This window comes from Vibrio alfacsensis (genome assembly GCF_019670485.1).
GTDB lineage: Bacteria > Pseudomonadota > Gammaproteobacteria > Enterobacterales > Vibrionaceae > Vibrio > Vibrio alfacsensis.
The window spans coordinates 1,724,151-1,744,541 of sequence record NZ_AP024165.1; the positions used below are offsets into that span (position 1 = coordinate 1,724,151).

Genomic DNA, 20,391 nt, shown 5'->3' on the forward strand with positions numbered 1-20,391 from the left:
GAGCCCTAGTTGAAAAAATAGGGCTCACCATAATGCTCATTTCTTACCGCTATAGCGCGAAAAATTCAGCGCAGGTTCTTATCATCGGATGGAGGTTTTGATTAAGCCGAGTCCAGTCTCGCCCATCCCAATACGTTACCGCAGACCCAGCAACAGCGGACGTGTCATTAACTGAATAATATCCGCCATCAATCCTATACAATCTGGTGCCTCCTTTCGCGCGATCAATCAAGATTGCCAATTTCCCCACATCGTCGGGCCCCATAATCGGCGGAAAAAATTCTTGTGCTAATGAAGTATTCGAACGGGTGCGCTCTACACACAACACATCATTATCACCCATTTGTTCTCGCCAGAAATTACGACTAGCCTGTTTGTCATCAGGGCCTGATGGGGCACCCGGTTCAATCGGCAACCCTTCAACTGTGTTTGTCAAAGTTATATGCGAACGTGTCATGCCTAGCAAATCAATACTCGGGCGACTTGGCGAACCGTCCAAAGCAAATTCAATATGAGCCGGGTTATTATTGATGGCCATCGATACCATCACTTCAACGCCCTCGACAGGGACGGGAATTTCTGTCACGTAATCAGAGCCATCAATGTGAATAATTGAACCGATTTCACCGCCAACTATCTGTAAAGTTGCTGGAATTGCTTCGTTAACTGCGTTTAACACTCGGAATCTCGATTTTGTGTAAAGACGAGCGGTTTCGAGCGGCGTCATTTCCACCGTAACATATCGGTTTGGGTGTATAACCCTCACCAATACCCGTTTTGGTTCACCATTGACATCGATGTGAAACGATCGATTAATCTCAAACTCTCCGGCCAATGCCGACAACGACGCTTTCATTGGAATTGTCAATTGGCCATTTTGGTCCGTAATCATTTGCTCGAGCGGTTTTTCGGTATACATTTTTTGCGTGTTTGCTATATACGCATACCATTTATCTGCAATTGGGTTACCATTTATATCGTTGAAATCGAGATTAACATTTAATACGTCGGCATCGTCAGCGGTGAGCTCTTGCTGATAGGGCGCTTCTGGATCATCTTTGCTGAAACTGTGGGTTAACTCTGTAGTCGCGGCATCTCCGATGATTGAAATCATATCACTAACCAGTTGTTGACTCGGATCCATCTCGTTAGAAACTTGTAAGCGGAATTGTCCAGATTGAACGCCACTAATGGTGACAACCGTTTCTAGCTCATTCACATTCTCTTGATGAATCGCGATGTCCGGAACGATAGTACTGCCATTAACGGCCAAGGCCTCAATAAGATATTCATCTGCCGGATCCGATTTTTGTATACGTAAAACTTGATAGGTTAGATTATTGGCCACGACTGTATGTAACAAGGTGTCCATCGTAAAATCATGCTGGTTTACACAACTGACATAGCCAGGACGACCGTCATAATCTTTCGCTCCACCATCAACTAAACTATATCGCTTGTAGCCATTGCCTGAATCACTTTTTACAATATATGCACGTTGCTTGGGCCATTTAGAGAAGTCTCCTGAGGTTTGCGTACCCGCGATAACCCGTTGCCTTGCGCGCTCAAACTCATAAACGGTTGGAAGCTGCCCCTTTGTCTGACAGTATAGTTCCGCTTGCTCTGGAGTGAACAACGCTAACGTATTCTTCATCGAGGTGTCCCAATAGGGTTCTGTTTCGATTCCTGAATCTATATCACTATAACGTTCTGTCGCGATAAACGTATTTTTATAACCACTCCCTTCAATGACCACATCGACCCAGTTTGGTTCTTTTTGTCTTGGCTCTACGTAAATGTTCATTAATCCTGATGCATAACCACCACGAGTATCGGCCACAATATAACTAACGACATGATTCCCCAAAGTGGGGGCTGTAAAATAGAACTTTTTATTCGTTTGCGAGACATCATCGAACAATTCAACAGATGAAGATGGGCTGGTTGCTGATACCAAATACCAATTGTCATCGTCGATTGCCAAACCCTCTAGATTTTCAAGATCAACCAAAAGTCGGGTCGCGTCAAGCACACGGTTTCCCGTGTTTTCATTATAGTCATAATGCGGTTGATTAATAACAGGTGCTACGTTCCCTTGCTCTGATAAAGCAATGATCACTGACCCTAACATATAGTCATCAGGGTTACTTACACTACGTATGCGGAAACTGATTTGGTTCCAACCGGCATAGGGAGCGGGCGTGTAAGCGATTGTGTTACCATCCGCGCCTAATGCACTACCCAGATTAACGTCTTGTCCTTGAACTTGCACGCTCGCCAAATCAAGCTCGAAGCCATCAGGCCATGCCAACTCATTTTCCAGCTCGATATTGATCGCGGCCCCTCCCGCGTACATAGCTTTAGAAATCGCTGGTAAAAGTGGATCTTCATTGCTGGTTGAGAGCACATTAATCAATGAAGACGCTGTTTGACCATAATGATCTTGCACGACGAACTCATAGGTACACAGCTCCCCCCCTTGCAAAGCAAAAGTCGCTTGTAGTCCCGATACATTTGGCTTTGGACAACGAATGAGATCCTGTGATCTCATATTTTTTATCGTGACATTATCACCATTAAAAAAACGGCCAAGTTCATGTAAAGGAGCGTTAGGATTTACAATTAACAAGCCATTAATCGCTTTCAACTCATTAGCAGGGTGAGGATTCAATGAATTTTCCGAATCATCATTACAACCCGAAAGACTGGCTAAGCAACAAAGCGCCAGTATGCGATGTCTAAATTTTGCTTTTTCCACGTTCAACACTTCATTTTGGTTATCTTAACTATTAAGCCCTTAACTAAAATATGCTGTATTACAAGTTAAGAAAAATAAACAGCACTACATTAAGCGCACTCGTTCAAAATTCAATCCAAACGCCCTCTCTTGCATAAGCTTAACTTTTGTTTGCGCAAACTTAAGTTCTCATTGCTGATTGATTAAAGCCTGCTTTACAAGCATTTATAGTAATCACATGAATAATATGACAACATCATAACTTAAGTTTTTTATTAGAATAATTCCGCTCGAAAAGCACGCCATTCACGACTTTCATGGATAGCTTAGCTCCGCCTGGACAAGAACGCTTACGCTTAGCCACTACATCCTCTAAATTGGATGCATTAGTTATCGAATGCTCTACGTTACTCCAATATTTTTTAATTTCCATCTCACCCACATTTAAAGTTGCTATCCCATATTTCCTCTTTTTAATTAAGGCATATGTATACTCCATACACACATAACCATTAAAAATAAAAGCAACATCTGAATTTAGATAATTATCAAGATCAATTACAAATGTATATATCTACTCTTCTATTCTCTTTTCGCCCTTGTAAATTTTGATTACTCGATACTGGCTCGCTCTCACCTTTAGAAGATATCTTTATTTTTTGTGGATCTATACCTTTATCAACAAACCACTTTTTAACTTTAGATGCTCTTTCTAAACCTAAACGCTGGTTATATTCCTTTCTACCAATACTATCGGTGTGCCCTACTAATTCAATTAAAATAATATTGCCATTTAAATCGACATTTGGATCTGAGTTCACTTCCGATGAAGAAAAATCGAAATGAATGCTCGTTTTATTCAATACATTTCGTTTTTTAACTGTATTGTCGGAACTATGCAGATTTTCACCGCTTGTAGTATCATCACTAGCTAAGTTAGAAGCAGAATCATGAAGACCATATTTTTCTATATTTTTAGCGTACCCCGCACCAAATTTAAAACTGGTACTGACCACGAACTGCGCATTTGAAATATGATCGAACTTTTGATCTAAAATAATATTTGCGCCAAAGTTTAAAGAAAATCTTTCATCTATTTTTCGGTTGATTAAAATCCCTAATTCTGGCTTTAACCTATCCAATGGTTCATCCAACATTGCCGTTCCAACACTACCACTCCAAAACCAATTATCATTAATGTTGAAATGTTTACTAACTCCAAGTGATGTTACTTCTTGCCCTTTAGAGCCAATAGCATATCGACCAAAGACGCCAGTATCGCTATTTAATTGATAGCCAACACTTATTCCTATTGAGCTGTCACCTTGAGAGTTTTTTTGATTGTCATGAATTTTATACCCATATTCAGTAGATAAAGTAAAATACTGATTATTATTTTCATGCATGTTTGAAAATGCATTTGATGACAAAAAAACTAACAACAATGGAAAAACGCGTACTTTATATAAAAAATGAAACATGATACAAACCAATGATATTTAAAGAAGAGCTTCAAAAACCAAGACAAATGAATCTTGATAAGTGCCGTGATTAAGTTCAGATAAGGGCTTATCCTTGAAGCTAATTGTTATTCCAATGTCGCTATTTTTGTCGTTATCTGTAATGTTAATTGAGACCCTTTCATTAGTGTCATTAATTTGCGCTATGCCATCTTTAATAATATCACCCGATCCAATACAACCACTAGAGCATCTAACGTTATAGTAAATTTTAGTGTCCGGATTTTGGGATTCAGTCGTGCCTTGATGTTTCATATAAAAATGTCCATCAGGCTGTCTTGATGAACGTAAACCCATTTTTAGTCCAGACTTAAAATCGCCATCTGCACGTAATACATAATGGGATTCCCCACCAACTACACGCTGAGGGTAACCATAATAACGAGGACTAATGACACCGTTGCCGCTAATAATTGAAACACTATTAATGATCGCGGGATTATAGTTAATTACAAATTCAAAGCTAAAAGGGAGTACGAATTTATTTCTAATGCCATTTACATAATATTCATAGCTTATTGAAGATGTCACCTTTCCTCGATATACCCCTTTAGATACATCGGCAGTTTTAAATGCCTCAACAAGTTCTGCATGATCGATACGCTTAAATATTGGCCTGAAGTGGCTAAATGGTGCTTTCTGTGCATTAAAAAGATATCCCTTATCTGCAATTCCAGCCCCCAGCACTTTAACGACATCGCCATTGCGTGTAGCCGTTGCTGTACCACGTTCATCAACTTCGCTGGCTGGAGTCTCCGACAACCGATACTCCATGCCAAGTATTGTATACGGAATATTTACCTCCCCCCCCTCACCGGTTAGAACCAGTAATTCTTCCGCCCCAACATTCACAGGACCTGCTGGTACTATTCGCAAAGCCGTAGGCAATGCTATCGGAAGATCCCATTGGCTTGACATTAGATGCCCACCACTTTCGATGCCAGAACGCCATTGCAGACTTCCAGTTCGAATCTGAGCCTCCAAAATAGAAGCGTTGCTTTGAAACACAGATAAAAGCGCAAATATTGTTACGAATATACGACTCATCACAAATCCCTATTTGGCATGGTGAGTATTTTTCTCTAACTCAAATTTCGTATTGAAATCATTGTTATGAGTCATCAAACTCATTTCCAAGGATGGTTTTTTCAACATTTCGCCATCAAGGTTGACAACGAGATCGCGATTTGGCAATGCGTATACTACTTTGCTGCATGAAGAACGCTCAGCCATCGGTGTGCTGTCGCTGCAACCATCCAAGACAATATTGAGATATGTTTGACCAAGATTAGTAATGTTCACTTTATCTCCGTTGTGTCGGATATCGTAGCGAATCGGTTTGTCTTCTTTCGCAGGGACAATCATGATCGGAGCAAAACCAACGGCCATCTGCACGGCATGTTGCGGGCGTTCACCATTCTCAAAATAAGGCGTTGGCACAAACGTCACTTGATAAACGTGGTCATGCTCTTGATTGACTTTACTACTGATCACTTTAAATGTTTTAGTTGCGTTATCATCGAGTACGGTACGCGATGGTTTAACCTCTAAACTCCAATCTGCCAAATTTTCACGAGTGTATGGGATTGTCTTCAACTGGCCATTTTCTACCGCAACATCAGAAATTACGGCAGAGATGAATTGACGGTAACCGTCGCCATTGCTAACAGTGAAAACCGCCTCACCATCTTCCGCAACTTTTATTAATGCATCGATACCAATCGCATGCGCTGGATTTGTAATACTGGTTAATATAGCTAAGTTAAGGATTAGTTTTTTCATTTATCGAATACCAAATTGTTGTTCTTGATCGATGGCGTCATAGATCGCGTATTTTTCCAACGACTCTAAGAGCGAAGATTGTGCCACCGTATATTCATGTGGGTGCTTAACGTATACATAAAGGTTTTCACCGACGCTGACATGATGAGTCAGTAAGTTCACCTCGCGAAGTCGTTCAAGTATCAATTCAGCTTCTTCACTGGTTCGATAACGGCCTAAGTAAATAAACCCTTGTTTTGAAACTTTGCCAACTTCTATACCATCGGCAGTGGTACTCAAGACTATCGCATCATCGATACCAGCATCGTCTAGTCCCTCTAAGCAATATGAGTTCACGTAAGCATTGCCAAAAGCCTTTGCATCGTAAACGCACAATTTTCGACTTGAGACCAATTTGAACGGTTTTTCCGCAATATAGTTGAGGCGGAAAATACCATCGTCTGATACTGGTTCAACACCTTTACAACCGTCACCAACACAGCTCGCTTGGCGTATTGGTTCACCAAACATATTATTTAAAACTATAATTTGGCTTTCGACAGAAGTTATTTCCGGTGACGCATCAAAAACGGTTCCGGGTTGAACGAAGAAGCGTTTACTTGTTTCAGCAATCTCTATCCCTTCCAACTCTGCATCTAACTTTACGTCCAACTGAACATAGCTTGGTAAGCTATGCACTTGTTGAGTTCCTGTAGCTACCTTGTTTGACAACCATAGGTCATCATCTCTCACCAAGTTGTAGTAAACATTACGTCCCGCCTCTATTGGCTCGTTACCCTCTGTTTTGGGTTCAATGTAAAGGTACGACTGGCTTGATTCAGACGTAACCCAAGCCTTTGATTGCGTCAGAATCTGACTACTCTCTAAGCTTCCCGACACGGAATAATCGCCATCTGAAGCTGCATACCCGTAGGCATCATATTGAACGAATTCATTTTTACCATTTATGGATGCAGTTCCGTGGAAATCTGAGTTTTCTTGATCTCGGCGGGTACCAATTGATGATCTAGCGCTCCAACTATCACTTTCATATAAATGCTGAACATCAAGTTGTGTTTGACTAAGGCCATTCTTATCCATGGTGGCTGATGTGCTTATTTGTGAATTTTCACCTAAATGGTGACTCCAGTTCACCATAGTCATAAGTTGCTCTTGATACTCACTCTCACTCAACGTCGCATTAACACTGAAATCCCCTCCGAACAACTTTCTAGACCACGTCAATGACAAGCTATTGGTTCGCCAATATTCTTTGTCTAGTTCATAATTCGCGGAAGAAAGATTAATAAATCCAGAACCACCGAGAATGTTGCTTGAGTAGGACAGTCCGATTTCGTCAAATCCACCTTCTCCATAAAGAACTGAAGCGAAGTCTTTCTTCTCGTCAAATGATCCATCAGCAGGCTTGAATTCCTTGCCATACGCTAGGAAAGGGCCAACTTGCATTTGTGCCTGTAAATAGTGGCTTTGATCATCAAAATAACCACCAGAAAACTGCACGTTTGAATCACCGTCGAGGGTGTAAGTCGCACCAAGTTGAATAAGGTTGTCATCACCATCACTACCCAGACCACCAGCAAAAATGATCTTTTCGCTATTGCGATAACTCGCAGCACTGTAAACATAGGTATGCGTTATATCGGCTTTTTCAAGCTCACCAAAAGCCAGGCGATAATCAATACCACCAACATCCAACTGATATCGATTGTTATTCACTACCGTTCGCTGTTCATCTAGCAAGCGTTCATCACCGCGCTTCACGACAATATTTAGATCATAAACACCACCGGGCAATTCATCGTAACCTATTGAGTTCTCACCTTGATACACCGTTCTGGTCAGCAGTAACCGTGTACCGCGATACACTTCTAGCGTGCCTGATTGTGGGGCAAAAAAATAAATTCTCTGTGTTGACTTATCTTTTCCTATCAACAAGTTACGACTACTTCCAATGCTTATTTGGGTACCTGAAAAATTAGCACCATATCGTAAGCTATCCGTTGAATTAAAATTATCAGATGTGTGCTGACTTTGATAACCCACTTCAACTCGAGTACGTCCAACCTCGCCAATATAACGGGCAGAATAGAGTTCAAACGAATCGTTATCATTAGATAGACGATTTGTTGTTTCAACATACCCGTATGGCACACCGAGCAAAGTACTATTATTCAGAGACACATTGTTTTGGTCATTGCTGGATGATGCGTATAATTTCGAGTTGTTTATCAGCGCATTATCTTGACGTAAACCATCATAATATTGAATTGAGTCACTTCCGGAAATCAGCGACGACGATGTTGGGAAAATACGCAAGACATTGTTGTCGTAATCGTACGTAAACACTGCCGTTTGGTTGTCTATTTTAGGAATACAATAACTTATTTCACCTTTGCAACCGGGATTTGCATTAACCCCTTCAACCAATGAGGCCACAATTTTTTCTATGGCGCTTGCATTAACTTTGCGATCCGTCAAATAACTAACGAGCGTGTTTCTGTTTTTCTCATCTATATCTAATCGAAAAGAATCGAAGTTTACATAACCAAAAATACGCTCACTAAGAGTTTCACCCGAAATAACCACTTCAACATTACGCAACTGTTCTTCAAAAAAATCCGCGAATTCTAGTGGGTAGTCACTCGCATTAGCCACTACGCTTGGGAACATGAAAATTGCTATAGTTAGTTTGTTTAATTTCATATTGTTCCCTCACTCAGTTCAGCCGTTATTGCCAGCATGCCATAACAGTCAATCGGTCTTAACTGCCGCTCGACCTTCGGATATTTAAAAATCAATTCGTGCCAATTGGTAGACGACGCGTGATATATTCTTTCCGTTGGTTCACCTAATAAAAAAGGTGTGTTATCAATCTGTAAAGATACGCCTATATATTCTGTCAGTTCGTCTTTATTTGATACTTTGCAAAAGTGATCAGATACATTCAATTTCAGTTGGTAATCTACAGCACCATCTACTGGTATTACGTTAAAACCTGTTCGATGATCTAAGAAGTGGTTTCGGTCAACATCATAAATTGCTTCGAAGTTATTTTCTTTCAAAACAATATTTATCGCGCCCCCTTTGTTATCATTATGAATAACAACACTGGTATGTAATTCTTGTTGTGCTAATCGACCTGCCGCAATAGAGGTGAAAGCAATTGAGCTCAACAGCACTACTGTAAATACTTTTTTGATAAACACTTTTGCAAACCCAAAAAGCCCGAAATTAATAATAATAACGGGCCTAGACTTATTTGATTAATTAATTTTTAGTCAGATAAAAATTAAGCTTCAGTAGGTGCAATTGCTACTACAGCTTGTAGTACTACATCTTGGTTAGCTTCAAGAGTAGAAGTTACTGCTTCATTGTGAGTAATTTTGAATGCAGATGGAGCCGCGTCTACAGCGATAGCTTGAGCTGCATCTTTAGCTAGAGCTACACCGTTTAGGTTAACTTGGAAGAAGCCATCAGCTTGTTCTGCTGGTGCTGCACCATCAACACCAACTTTTACGTTAGTCAATGTTAGACCGTAAGCTAGTTTAGTATCACCTTCTGATACAGTACCATCAGCATCTACGTCTTTTAGTACTTCGAACGCTAGCTCAGATGAAGACTCTACAGATACTTTACCAGCAACGTTTTGGAAGTTTACTGTACCGTTCATCAGGCCTAGAGCACTGGTAGTTTTAATCACGTAACCTGCATCTGGTGCGATAGTTGCAGCAGGAACAGTACCAGTCCATTGCATTGTTTGAGAAGCTGGATCGTAAGCTGCGAAAGAAGAAGCTGCGAAGCCAGAAAGTGCTAGTGCAATGATAGTGTTTTTCATTCTTATATCTCAATATGTATTAGTAAATGTCAATTTATTTGGGCTCAATCCCCAACCCAACCTCAGTTAATCTAAACCTCGTTGGATGTGAGCAGTATATTTAATTTCAAATCTTTAAAAATAACCAGCCTCAAAAGTTGCGCATTCATAAGCGCCTAATGCGCATTAATAAGGACAGCACAGATCTTTAGCGTTATTTATATTTTCGCATCACTTATGACATCACAATTTTTATTCATAGAGAGACATTCATTTTTCAATCATAATATTTATCATTAATTGGTAGCGTCCTGACTCTATTTGATTTTTATCAGACTATCCAACATTAAAAACTGATGAAAAAGCTGAAATTATAGCTAACGGCCCCCAAAAAACCGCCTATTTACTAACGCACTTTTACCTGATTTCTGCCACTTTGTTTTGCTTCATATAGCGCGCAGTCGGCCCTACCCATTGCAGATGTATAACTGTCATCTATCAAGATATCCGTAACGCCTATAGACAATGAAACCATCGTTTCTTGTTTAACGCTTTCCCGCATTCTGTTAGCAATGTGGACAGCTTCATGAGCTTTAATGTCAAAAAGAACAATGAATTCATCCCCGCCCCATCGAATGAACTCATCACTTTCTCTTAAGCAGCGTCTAACGATTGATGCAACTTGTGTTAATGTGCGATCACCCTCTAGATGTCCATACGTGTCATTAACATGTTTAAAATGGTCAATATCAAAAACAATCAACGAATGACCTGATTGCTGAACATGTTGCCAATAACCACGTTTTTGCATTCTACTTTCAAGGTATTGCCGATTTCGGCAAAGAGTCAGTGAGTCATAATAAGCAGTACGCGATAATTTTTTATTCTGGTATAAATTATTAAATAAATTTAGGACTACAATAGCTATCGTTAAGCCTAATCCAATTAAAAATGAATATATATGCTGCTTAATAGATTGAACATAGTAATCTGTAATATTCATTTTAATAAGAAGCATTCTGTTAATGTCTTTAAAGTAGTGTATATATAACAGCTCACTCTTATTTAAGCTGTATGTATAAACAATACGGTCCTGCATTTTAGCCGCTTCAAATTGTTCTGATGATATGCTCTTGAAAAGAGTAAATATTGACTCCCCTTTATTCTTCTTTGGAAGTCGCACCTCTCCATCTTTAGTTAAGAATAAAACACTAACTTGTTCATCCAACCCTTGAACCTTGCTGTAGAACGCTTCATAGTTTATCCCTACGCCAAAAATACCGATGACTTGACCAAGATGATTTTTAAGTTTGTGATCATAATAAAAGGAATAAAGTGCTTCGTATTCAGATTGATCGGGGTCATAGAAGTGATAGCGAGAATCTTCCGGTTGGTCTATAAACTCTTGAACCCATTGATCTCTTTCCGATGTCGTATCAATCGAAAGTACACGACCAAAACTATCCAGATAGAGGTTATCTCGAATGTCTACTAAACCAATAGTATGCACAGAAAGTTGTTCTTTCTTGTTCTTAAGGTCTAGTAAAATCGCATCAATATTATAGGGACCCTGTAGCTTATACTCGTATATTTCAGCCAAGGTTTTACTTAAGCATGTATACGTATTATTGACATCCTTTAGTGTTCTTGAAATGTAGTTAGTCGTCCTTTGAAGTGCCGAATCTGCGATATTTTCCTGGAATATTTTGAGCGCCATGTAAAAGTGAGCAATATTAAGAATAGAAAATACTAAGATAACGACTATCGCTATTCGAGCCGTATCAAGTATATGACCATCAAGACCTTGCCACTTACTTTTCATGCGTGCCTCACGAAGACTCTTGGATAGGATTCAAGGTAAAAAACTTTTATCACACTTCGTTTTAATCATAGAATAAATGCACACTTGAAAATGCCAAGTCAATCTCATTCTGATAGTCGTGTTTAATTGTCACATACTCCTATAATTTCGGCTCTTTTGGCATTCCCAGCCCACGCTCAGCAATAATATTTCGTTGTATCTCATTTGTTCCACCATATATGGTGTCAGAGCGAGTAAATAGAAATAATGATTGCAAACGCGTTAAGTCATACGACTCGCCAGCCAATATTTCCGATTCTGGGCCCATCACATCCATGGCAAGTTTGCCTAAATCACGATGCCAGCTCGCCCAGAAGAGCTTATAAACTAATGCCTCTTTTTGTAACTGACCAGACTGTTTAGACGACAACATTCGTAATGAGTTATAACGCATGATGGTAAGTTCACTGTGTGCTTTCGCTATTCGCTGACGAATATCACAGCTATCGGCCATCCCATTCTTTTTGGCTAATTCAATCACTTCGTTGAGTTCGTTTTGAAACAACATTTGCTGACCAAGGGTTGACACTCCACGCTCAAGCCCCAGCAGTGCCATGGCAATGCGCCAACCATCACCTGGCTCACCTATAATATCGGCGGCCACTGCGTCATCAAAAAACACTTCATTGAATTCGCAAGTTCCTGTCAATTGTTTAATCGGACGAACTTGAACGTTCGCTTGTACCATATCAACGAGAAAAAAACCTAATCCTTTGTGGCCGCTCGAACCAGGCTCACAGCGCGCAATAACAAAACACCAATCAGCATCCATCGCCAATGATGTCCACACTTTTTGGCCACTGATCACCCACTGATTGATCGCCTCGTCATAACGGGCTTTTGTTTTCACCCCGGCTAAATCGGACCCCGCATCAGGCTCCGAATACCCTTGGCACCACAGTTCTTTACCCGAGACAATACCCGGTAGGTAGCGTTCTTTTTGCTCCTTTGTGCCAAACATCGAGATAGTTGGCCCGGCAAGACCCTCACCGATATGCCCGACTCGACCAGGCCCACCAGCGCGTGCGTATTCTTCATGGAAGATGACCTGCTGTTCTATCGTTGCACCACGACCACCATCTTCTAATGGCCAACCGATGCAGGTCCAGCCACCTTTTGCTAATTGCTGCTCCCACACTTTACGCTCTTCAGTAAACATGTGTTCATCACCAGGACCTCCTCGAAAGCGTAACGGCTCAAACTCACCGACAAGATGGTTAGTTAACCAATTAGCAACTTCATGGCGAAACAGCTCATCTTCAGTACTAAATGTCAGTTTCATATTAAGCTCCTGATGATTATTTTTTTGACTTTGTTGCAAGCGGCAATAAGTGCTCCGCAATCAACTCATGATGGTAAGCAGAATTTCCTAACATAACGCCACTGGCCTGAGCGCGTTTAAAATACAAATGAACATCAAATTCCCATGTAAATCCGACCCCGCCATGTAGCTGAATCGCCGTTGCAGCATTAAAAAAATAAGCGTCTGAACAATAGCTCTTAGCGATACTGGCCGCTTGGTATAACTCATAGAGTCGTTCTGAAAGCGGTTGACGGCCATTCAAGGTGATCTCAGTGCTCGTTGGCCGAGCCAAGGGTGTTGCATCCGCCGTGCAGGCCGCGTAATAGACGGAAGAACAGCCGGCCTCTGCTTTTAACATCATATCTGCCGCTTGATGCTTCACGGCCTGAAAGCTTGCAATCGGACGGTTAAATTGAGTTCGTTGCTGGGTATATTGAACTGTCTGTTCTAATACGGCTTGAGCTCCGCCCAATTGTTCCGCTGCTAATCCAATCTGCCCAACGGCAATGACTGTATGTAACGCTTCACCACAATGCCCCTCATTTGGCATCACACATGATGCATCGAGAAAGACATTATCTAATTCTATTTGAGCTTGCTTTTGTGTTTGATCCATTGTCGGCAGTAAATGGCGGGATATCCCGGGAGTGTCGGCTTTTGTAACAAATAAACTGATCCCCTCTTTGCCTCGCGTACCCTTTTTCCTTGCAGCCAAAATGAGCCATTGAGCGTTATGGCCAAAAGAAACATAACGGTAAGTCCCATTAAGCCGATATTGCTGCCCTTGCTTTTGATAGGTCACATCTACAGCATCACAACCCCAACCGGTCTTAGTTCCTGCATGGATACCGGTATAGGCGAGAGTCGCTACCTCCCCTCGAAGTAAATGCTCAAAATAGTACTGTTTCTGATAGTCACTTCCCGCAACCAATAAGGCACTGGTTGCCATACACGCACTGGCATGAAATGGTAAACAAGCGAGTTTCGCACCTATTTGTTCAAGCACGATGCACAACTCGACGTAACCAAGCCCCAACCCACCATTTTCCTCCGGAATGAGAATGCCGTGGAAAAACATCTCATCACAGATTTTCTGCCATACTTTTACGTCATAACCTTGCTCTGTCACCATGATCTCACGCGCAGATTCTATCGGAGATACTTCACTGAAGAAGTTGGATGCACTTTGTTCAATCATGATTTGTTCATCTGTATAACTAAAGTTCATGGGGCCTCTTGATCCTGTCTCTCAGCCTATATATTGAAGAGAAGTTAAACAGGCCAACAACCCGCAAATGGACTAGAGCTTTATTGTAGGAACTTAGCTATCGCTTTGCGTAACCGAAGAAGATTGATAGATGGAAAACGGACTGGGGCACTGGAAAACTAAGGAACTAAGGAACTAAGGAACTAAGGAACTAAGGAACTAAGGAACTAAGGAAAAATAACGCAGAAGAAAAAGTACCAAAGCACGATTAAGCCATGAATTTCAGCTTATTTGAACGTTGGCACTCACTTATCAATCTCGTCTATTCATCGTATTAATCTTCGTACTGAGCTGTCGAACGAACGAGAAACAAAAATCGTTTTAACCAATAACAGGTGCTAGAGCAGAAGCGACTTGGCTGTCAGACGCATCCAACGGTAATGTAAATGAACGATATTGGTCACCAGACATACTGAACGAACGATCAATTTCCACCAAACAATGCACAACAGCGCCATCAAGGATAAATGACAATTCGATCTCTTTTGTCGAGATAAAGCCATTGTTACGGAATTCTAGCTCTTGATAAATGCCAGAACGAGAGGAAAAGCCATTGCCACGCAAGAAGCCTTTCTCCACATCTGCTTTGACCATCGTAAAACCCGCTTGCTCAATCGATCTTATGACCCGAGAAACAACTGACAACGGTTTTACTTCGACATAATCACGGTCACGAGGATCAATCGCAAAGCCGATGTCTAGCGTTGTTTCAACCCATACATGACATTGATTCTTTAATGCACTAACGGCAGTGATTGGCGTTTCATCATGCAGTTTTAATTCAAATGGAACCTGCTTTTCTTCGTTTGGCTGGATAACAAACGGCTCGACCGCTTTCAACTGATCAATGGTGAATGTTTGATAGCTCACACTGTCATCCGCTTCTACTTTCATTTCTGTATTCAGCTTAAGTGTAATAGCATCGATCTGCTGCTCGACATCGCCACCTTTAATTTGAACGTGCCCTCGCAAGGTCGAACCTTGGAAAATGCTCATTTCATCTAAAATTGTATCGACTTTTGCTGAGCCAATGCCAAGCGATGCTTTAAGTTTTTTAAACATGTTATTCCTTTTGTGACTGTCTTCTTTATTTTAATTAGATGGATACCTGTTTACACAACAGACGCCACTCCTGCAAGTAATAGACGATAAGAATGCGGACTAATTCCTTTTAACAACTCACAAAATAGTACGTGTCATTTGCAATTTGTACATAGATTACGCACTATTTGTATAGTCAATTAAAAGGAAATCATTATGTCTGCACCACTCTACATACAAATTAAGCAATTTATCCTAGATAAGATGAATTCTGGTGAGTGGATGGTTGGACACCGCATCGCAACGGAATTTGAGTTAACTGAGCAGTTTGGTGTCAGTCGAATGACCGTCAATAAGGCGATCCGAGATTTGGTAAATGAGGGGAAACTTCAACGCCGTCCTCGCCTTGGCACGTTTGTTTGCGATCCCGCAGAAAAATCAGAATCTCCTCTGCTCGATATTCGTAATATTGCGGATGAAATTAGCAATCGTGGCCATACACATCACAGTGAAGTACTTAAACAAATTGCACTTAAAGCGGATGATAGCATTGCGATCAAACTTGGCGTCATGCTAGGAAAAACAATCTTTTACAGTGAAATCATCCATTACGAAGATAATGTTCCAATCCAATTGGAGCTGCGTTGGGTAAACAGTCAATATGCTCCGAGTTATTTGACTCAAGACTTTACCTGTATGACACCCAATCAATACCTTTCTAACAATTGCCCACTCAGTGCCATTGAACATACGGTAGAGGCCATCATTCCTGATGGACGTGTTAAACAAGATCTAAAAATGCAGGCAAACGAACCATGTTTGCTGCTCAATCGCCGTACTTGGAGCCAAGATAAACTGGTGAGTACGGCGTTACTTTACCATCCTGGCAACAAATACAAATTAAGCTCTAAGATTCTATTGTAAACTAGGTGTAACTTCTTCACTTTGATCACATTTCAGCAACATAACTCTTGTCAGTGACGCTTTTTTCTCCTATTTATTTGTATATACATTTAATCAATTACGTTTTAGGATGAACAGAAATGAATTTGCTGATAGAAAATGCTCGACTGGTCACGATGCAAGAGGGAGAAATGGGTTACTTACCCTCTCCGCCTGCTCGCGTTGGCATTCAATCGGGCAAAATCATCGCCGTTAGCACGACTGAAAGAGGTAAAGATGCTGTGCAAAGCGAATCTGTTCTCAGCCCAAACCAATACGACCAAACGATAGACCTCAACGGCAAGCTATTGATGCCGGGTCTCATTGATAGTCACACGCATCTTGTTTATGCCGGAAACCGTTCAAACGAATTCGAAATGCGACTCAATGGGGTGCCATACGAAGAGATTGCTCAGCAAGGCGGTGGGATTCTCTCTACCGTTCATGCCACCCGTAAAGCGCCGCAAGAGGAACTTATTGAACTCGCTCTCCCTCGTCTTGATGGCCTACTCGCCAGCGGAGTAACGTCAGTTGAAGTGAAATCAGGCTACGGACTGACACTTCATGATGAACTCAAAATGCTGCGTGCCGCTAAAGCGCTAGAAAAAGAACGCAAAGTAAAAATCACCACAACGCTACTTGCCGCTCACGCAATTCCACCAGAGTACAAAGGTCGGGCGGATGATTACATCACACACATTTGTGACGATATCATCCCTCTCGTGGCACAAGAAAATTTGGCCACCAGCGTTGACGTATTTTGCGAATCCATCGGATTCAACCTCGTGCAAACTGAGCGGGTATTTCAGTCCGCTAAACAGCATGGTTTGAGTATAAAAGGACATACTGAACAACTCTCTAATTTAGGCGGAACAGCATTAACCGCGCAGTATCAAGGCTTATCTGCCGATCATATTGAATACCTTGATGAAACAGGCGTGCTTGCACTAAAGAACTCATCAACGGTTGCCACACTGCTTCCAGGCGCATTTTACTACCTCCGAGAAACCCAATTACCACCGATAGAATCGCTAAGAAAACACAACATTCCAATGGCGATTGCCACTGACATCAATCCAGGAACCTCACCGTTTGCCGATTTAACGCTAATGATGAATATGGCATGTACGCTTTTCCGTTTAACCCCACAAGAAGCGTTGCGCGGCGTCACTGAAAATGCGGCGAAAGCATTAGGTTATGGTACGTCACGCGGTGTTATTGAGGTTGGCTTTGATGCGGACTTTTCTATCTGGGATATCGAACACCCTGCGGATCTTAGCTACCAAGTCGGGGCAAAACGGTTGGTAGGTCGTATAGTAAATGGTGAGTATGTTTCTCACGGAGGACGATAAGATGGCCCAATCCGACCTAAATAATGCGCCTTTTCATTGGCAAGGCCGCCACGATGCCGAAGATGGCGAACTAGGAAAGCGTGTCCATCACGTTATAAAAAACACCTCGGTTGAAGAGTTAGAAAAACTTAATAAGGGCGTTTCGATTCTTGGCTTTGCCACCGATGCAGGAGTAGCAAGAAACAAAGGCCGTATCGGCTCGAAGAAGTCCCCAGATCTACTCCGTCGAGCGTTAGCAAATTTAGCATGGCACCAAAAGACGCCACTCTATGATCTTGGCACCGTCATTTGTGAAGATGACTTGCTAGAAAGCAGTCAGGCCCAATGCGCGCAAACTATCGCCCAAGCTCTCCCACATAGCCCTGTCGTTGTGCTTGGTGGCGGGCACGAAATCGCTTGGGCCTCCTTTTCTGGATTAGCTGAATTTTTCAAAACCCATCACCCAGAAAAACAACCAAAGATTGGCATTATTAATTTTGATGCTCACTTTGACTTACGCGCTTTTGAAAGCTCGCTTGCTGATGTTAAGCCAAGTTCAGGCACCCCGTTTAATCAGATCCATCATTTTTGCCAACGCAATGATTGGAAATTCCATTATGCCTGTATTGGTGTGAGTCGCAGCAGCAATACCAAGGCACTTTTTCAAAAAGCGGATGAACTGAATGTTTGGTATGTAGAAGACAAGCAACTGTGCTACATGAACCACAGCTACCACTTAACCCAATTACAGCATTTTATTGATGACTGCGATTACCTCTATTTGACGATCGATTTGGATGTCTTTCCTGCAGCTACCGCTCCGGGAGTCAGTGCGCCTGCGGCACGAGGTGTCAGCTACGACATCATTTCACCGTTCCTCGACCGAATCCTACATTACAAAAACAAGCTAATGCTGGCAGACATTGCCGAGTACAACCCGACTTACGACGTCGACAGCCAGACGGCTCGATTGGCCGCCCGCTTATGCTGGGATATTGCCAATGCGATGGCTGAAAAAGAGCATAAGTCCTAAAAACAACAAAGACCAAGCATGAACTTGGTTTACACGTGAAACTAAAGGAGTCTTAAAATGACACAGCGCCAGGGACAAGATCCACGACTTGATACAAGCAGAACAATTCGTGCTCCACGCGGTAATGAACTGCGCGCCAAATCTTGGCTTACTGAAGCCCCTCTTCGCATGTTAATGAACAACCTTGACCCAGATGTTGCTGAGCACCCACACTCTTTAGTGGTTTATGGTGGTATTGGTCGTGCGGCCCGCAATTGGGAATGCTTCGATAAAATGGTTGAAGTATTAGAGAGACTCGACGACGACCAAACTCTTTTAGTGCAATCTGGCAAGCCGGTGGGTGTTTTTCCTACCCACAAAAATGCACCTCGCGTTCTCATCGCGAACTCAAACCTCGTACCACATTGGGCAAACTGGGAGCACTTCAATGAGCTCGATAAACAAGGTTTGATGATGTACGGCCAAATGACCGCAGGCAGCTGGATTTACATTGGCTCACAAGGCATCGTTCAAGGTACTTACGAGACCTTTGTATCGGTGGCGAAAAAACACTTCGATGGCGATGCAAAAGGTCGCTGGATTCTCACTGGCGGTTTGGGCGGTATGGGTGGTGCGCAAACATTGGCTGGCACCATGGCCGGTTTTTCAATGATTGCTGTCGAGTGTGACGAGTCACGTATTGATTACCGCCTACGTACTGGCTATGTCGACGAAAAAGCCACATCGCTAGATGAAGCTCTGGCGATCATCAACGAGTCCGAAACCCCAATCTCTGTAGGTCTGCTAGGTAATGCGGCTGATATTTTCTCAGAATTGGTTGAACGTAACATCACCCCAGATGTCGTAACCGATCAAACCTCCGCACACGATCCACTTAATGGCTATTTGCCTCAAGGCTGGAGCATGTCCCACGCCGCAGAAATGCGTTTGCAAGACGAAGCAGCCGTCGTAAAAGCGGCCAAAAAGTCCATGGCAGTGCAAGTGCAAGCGATGCTGGACCTACAAAGCCGTGGCGCAGCGACACTCGATTACGGCAACAACATTCGCCAAATGGCCTTGGAAGAAGGCGTTGAGAACGCGTTTGATTTCCCAGGATTCGTACCTGCTTACATTCGACCTCTATTCTGCGAAGGCATTGGGCCATTCCGCTGGGCTGCCCTATCTGGCGATCCAGAAGACATCTACAAAACCGATCAAAAAGTGAAAGAGCTCATTCCTGACAATCCGCATCTGCATAACTGGTTAGACATGGCACGTGAACGCATTCAGTTCCAAGGCCTACCAGCACGTATTTGTTGGGTTGGCTTGAAAGATCGCGAACGTCTCGGCCAAGCATTCAATGAGATGGTCAAAAACGGTGAATTAAAAGCGCCTGTGGTCATTGGTCGTGATCATCTTGATTCTGGGTCGGTTGCCAGTCCAAACCGAGAAACCGAGGGGATGATGGATGGCTCCGATGCGGTTTCAGATTGGCCACTACTCAACGCCCTCTTAAACACCGCAGGTGGTGCAACTTGGGTGTCGCTGCATCATGGTGGTGGCGTTGGCATGGGTTTCTCTCAACACTCTGGCATGGTGATTTGCTGTGACGGTAGCGAAGATGCGTCCGAGCGTATCGCTCGCGTGCTCCACAATGACCCAGCAACGGGCGTAATGCGCCACGCAGATGCAGGCTACGACATCGCAAAACAATGCGCTGCCGAACAAAAGTTGGATTTACCAATGCTCAACGAAGAACTGAAAAAGCTGAAGTAAGGATG

The 20,391-nt window shown here is 42.4% G+C and carries 15 protein-coding genes; 4 read left to right on the plus strand and 11 right to left on the minus strand.

The features are described from left to right. Positions 1-49: 49 nt before the first annotated feature. The 11 genes from VA249_RS08090 to VA249_RS08140 all read right to left on the minus strand — a co-directional run bounded on the left by VA249_RS08090 (position 50) and on the right by VA249_RS08140 (position 15,346). The gene (locus VA249_RS08090; protein WP_221067622.1) at positions 50-2,551 is read right to left on the minus strand and encodes a hypothetical protein; all 2,502 of its coding nucleotides are present in this window, start codon (positions 2,549-2,551) and stop codon (positions 50-52) included. A gap of 740 nt (positions 2,552-3,291) precedes the next feature. After that, complete coding sequence (locus VA249_RS08095; RefSeq protein ID WP_221067623.1) at positions 3,292-4,218, minus strand: OmpA family protein; 927 nt, start codon at positions 4,216-4,218, stop codon at positions 3,292-3,294. A gap of 18 nt (positions 4,219-4,236) precedes the next feature. Next, a complete protein-coding gene (locus tag VA249_RS08100; protein WP_221067624.1) occupies positions 4,237-5,304 on the minus strand; it encodes a hypothetical protein in 1,068 nt (355 codons plus the stop codon). A 9-nt stretch (positions 5,305-5,313) separates the two neighbouring features. Further along, positions 5,314-6,039 (minus strand): hypothetical protein, encoded by a 726-nt coding sequence (locus VA249_RS08105; RefSeq protein ID WP_221067625.1) that lies wholly within the window; start codon positions 6,037-6,039, stop codon positions 5,314-5,316. Then, positions 6,040-8,742 (minus strand): TcfC E-set like domain-containing protein, encoded by a 2,703-nt coding sequence (locus tag VA249_RS08110; RefSeq protein ID WP_221067626.1) that lies wholly within the window; start codon positions 8,740-8,742, stop codon positions 6,040-6,042. Further along, positions 8,739-9,245, minus strand: coding sequence for a hypothetical protein (locus VA249_RS08115; protein WP_221067627.1), 507 nt, complete (start codon positions 9,243-9,245; stop codon positions 8,739-8,741). The genes VA249_RS08110 and VA249_RS08115 overlap by 4 nt, the downstream gene beginning before the upstream one ends. A gap of 83 nt (positions 9,246-9,328) precedes the next feature. Then, a complete protein-coding gene (locus tag VA249_RS08120; RefSeq protein WP_221067628.1) occupies positions 9,329-9,874 on the minus strand; it encodes a hypothetical protein in 546 nt (181 codons plus the stop codon). A 385-nt stretch (positions 9,875-10,259) separates the two neighbouring features. Then, positions 10,260-11,675 carry a GGDEF domain-containing protein gene (locus VA249_RS08125; RefSeq protein WP_221067629.1) on the minus strand — a complete coding sequence of 472 codons (1,416 nt, stop codon included), beginning with the start codon at positions 11,673-11,675 and terminating at the stop codon, positions 10,260-10,262. Between the two features lie 139 nt (positions 11,676-11,814). After that, entirely contained in the window at positions 11,815-12,996 is a 1,182-nt protein-coding gene (locus VA249_RS08130) for an acyl-CoA dehydrogenase family protein (RefSeq protein WP_221067630.1), read from the minus strand. 16 nt (positions 12,997-13,012) lie between these two features. Then, the gene (locus VA249_RS08135) at positions 13,013-14,245 is read right to left on the minus strand and encodes an acyl-CoA dehydrogenase family protein (RefSeq protein WP_221067631.1); all 1,233 of its coding nucleotides are present in this window, start codon (positions 14,243-14,245) and stop codon (positions 13,013-13,015) included. A gap of 360 nt (positions 14,246-14,605) precedes the next feature. Continuing rightward, positions 14,606-15,346 (minus strand): sporulation protein, encoded by a 741-nt coding sequence (locus VA249_RS08140; RefSeq protein WP_221067632.1) that lies wholly within the window; start codon positions 15,344-15,346, stop codon positions 14,606-14,608. 195 nt (positions 15,347-15,541) lie between these two features. Here VA249_RS08140 and hutC point away from each other — a divergent pair, with 195 nt between their 5' ends. From hutC to hutU, 4 genes are all read left to right on the plus strand, one after another. Then, positions 15,542-16,249: a histidine utilization repressor gene (gene hutC, locus VA249_RS08145; protein ID WP_221067633.1), complete on the plus strand. Its 708-nt coding sequence runs from the start codon at positions 15,542-15,544 to the stop codon at positions 16,247-16,249. Between the two features lie 119 nt (positions 16,250-16,368). Then, complete coding sequence (hutI, locus tag VA249_RS08150) at positions 16,369-17,619, plus strand: imidazolonepropionase (RefSeq protein WP_221067634.1); 1,251 nt, start codon at positions 16,369-16,371, stop codon at positions 17,617-17,619. A gap of 1 nt (position 17,620) precedes the next feature. Next, on the plus strand, positions 17,621-18,631 hold the full coding sequence (gene hutG, locus VA249_RS08155) for a formimidoylglutamase (RefSeq protein ID WP_221067635.1): 1,011 nt from the start codon (positions 17,621-17,623) through the stop codon (positions 18,629-18,631). A gap of 57 nt (positions 18,632-18,688) precedes the next feature. After that, positions 18,689-20,386, plus strand: a complete 1,698-nt coding sequence (gene hutU / locus VA249_RS08160; protein WP_221067636.1) for a urocanate hydratase — start codon at positions 18,689-18,691, stop codon at positions 20,384-20,386. The last annotated feature ends 5 nt before the right edge of the window (positions 20,387-20,391 follow it).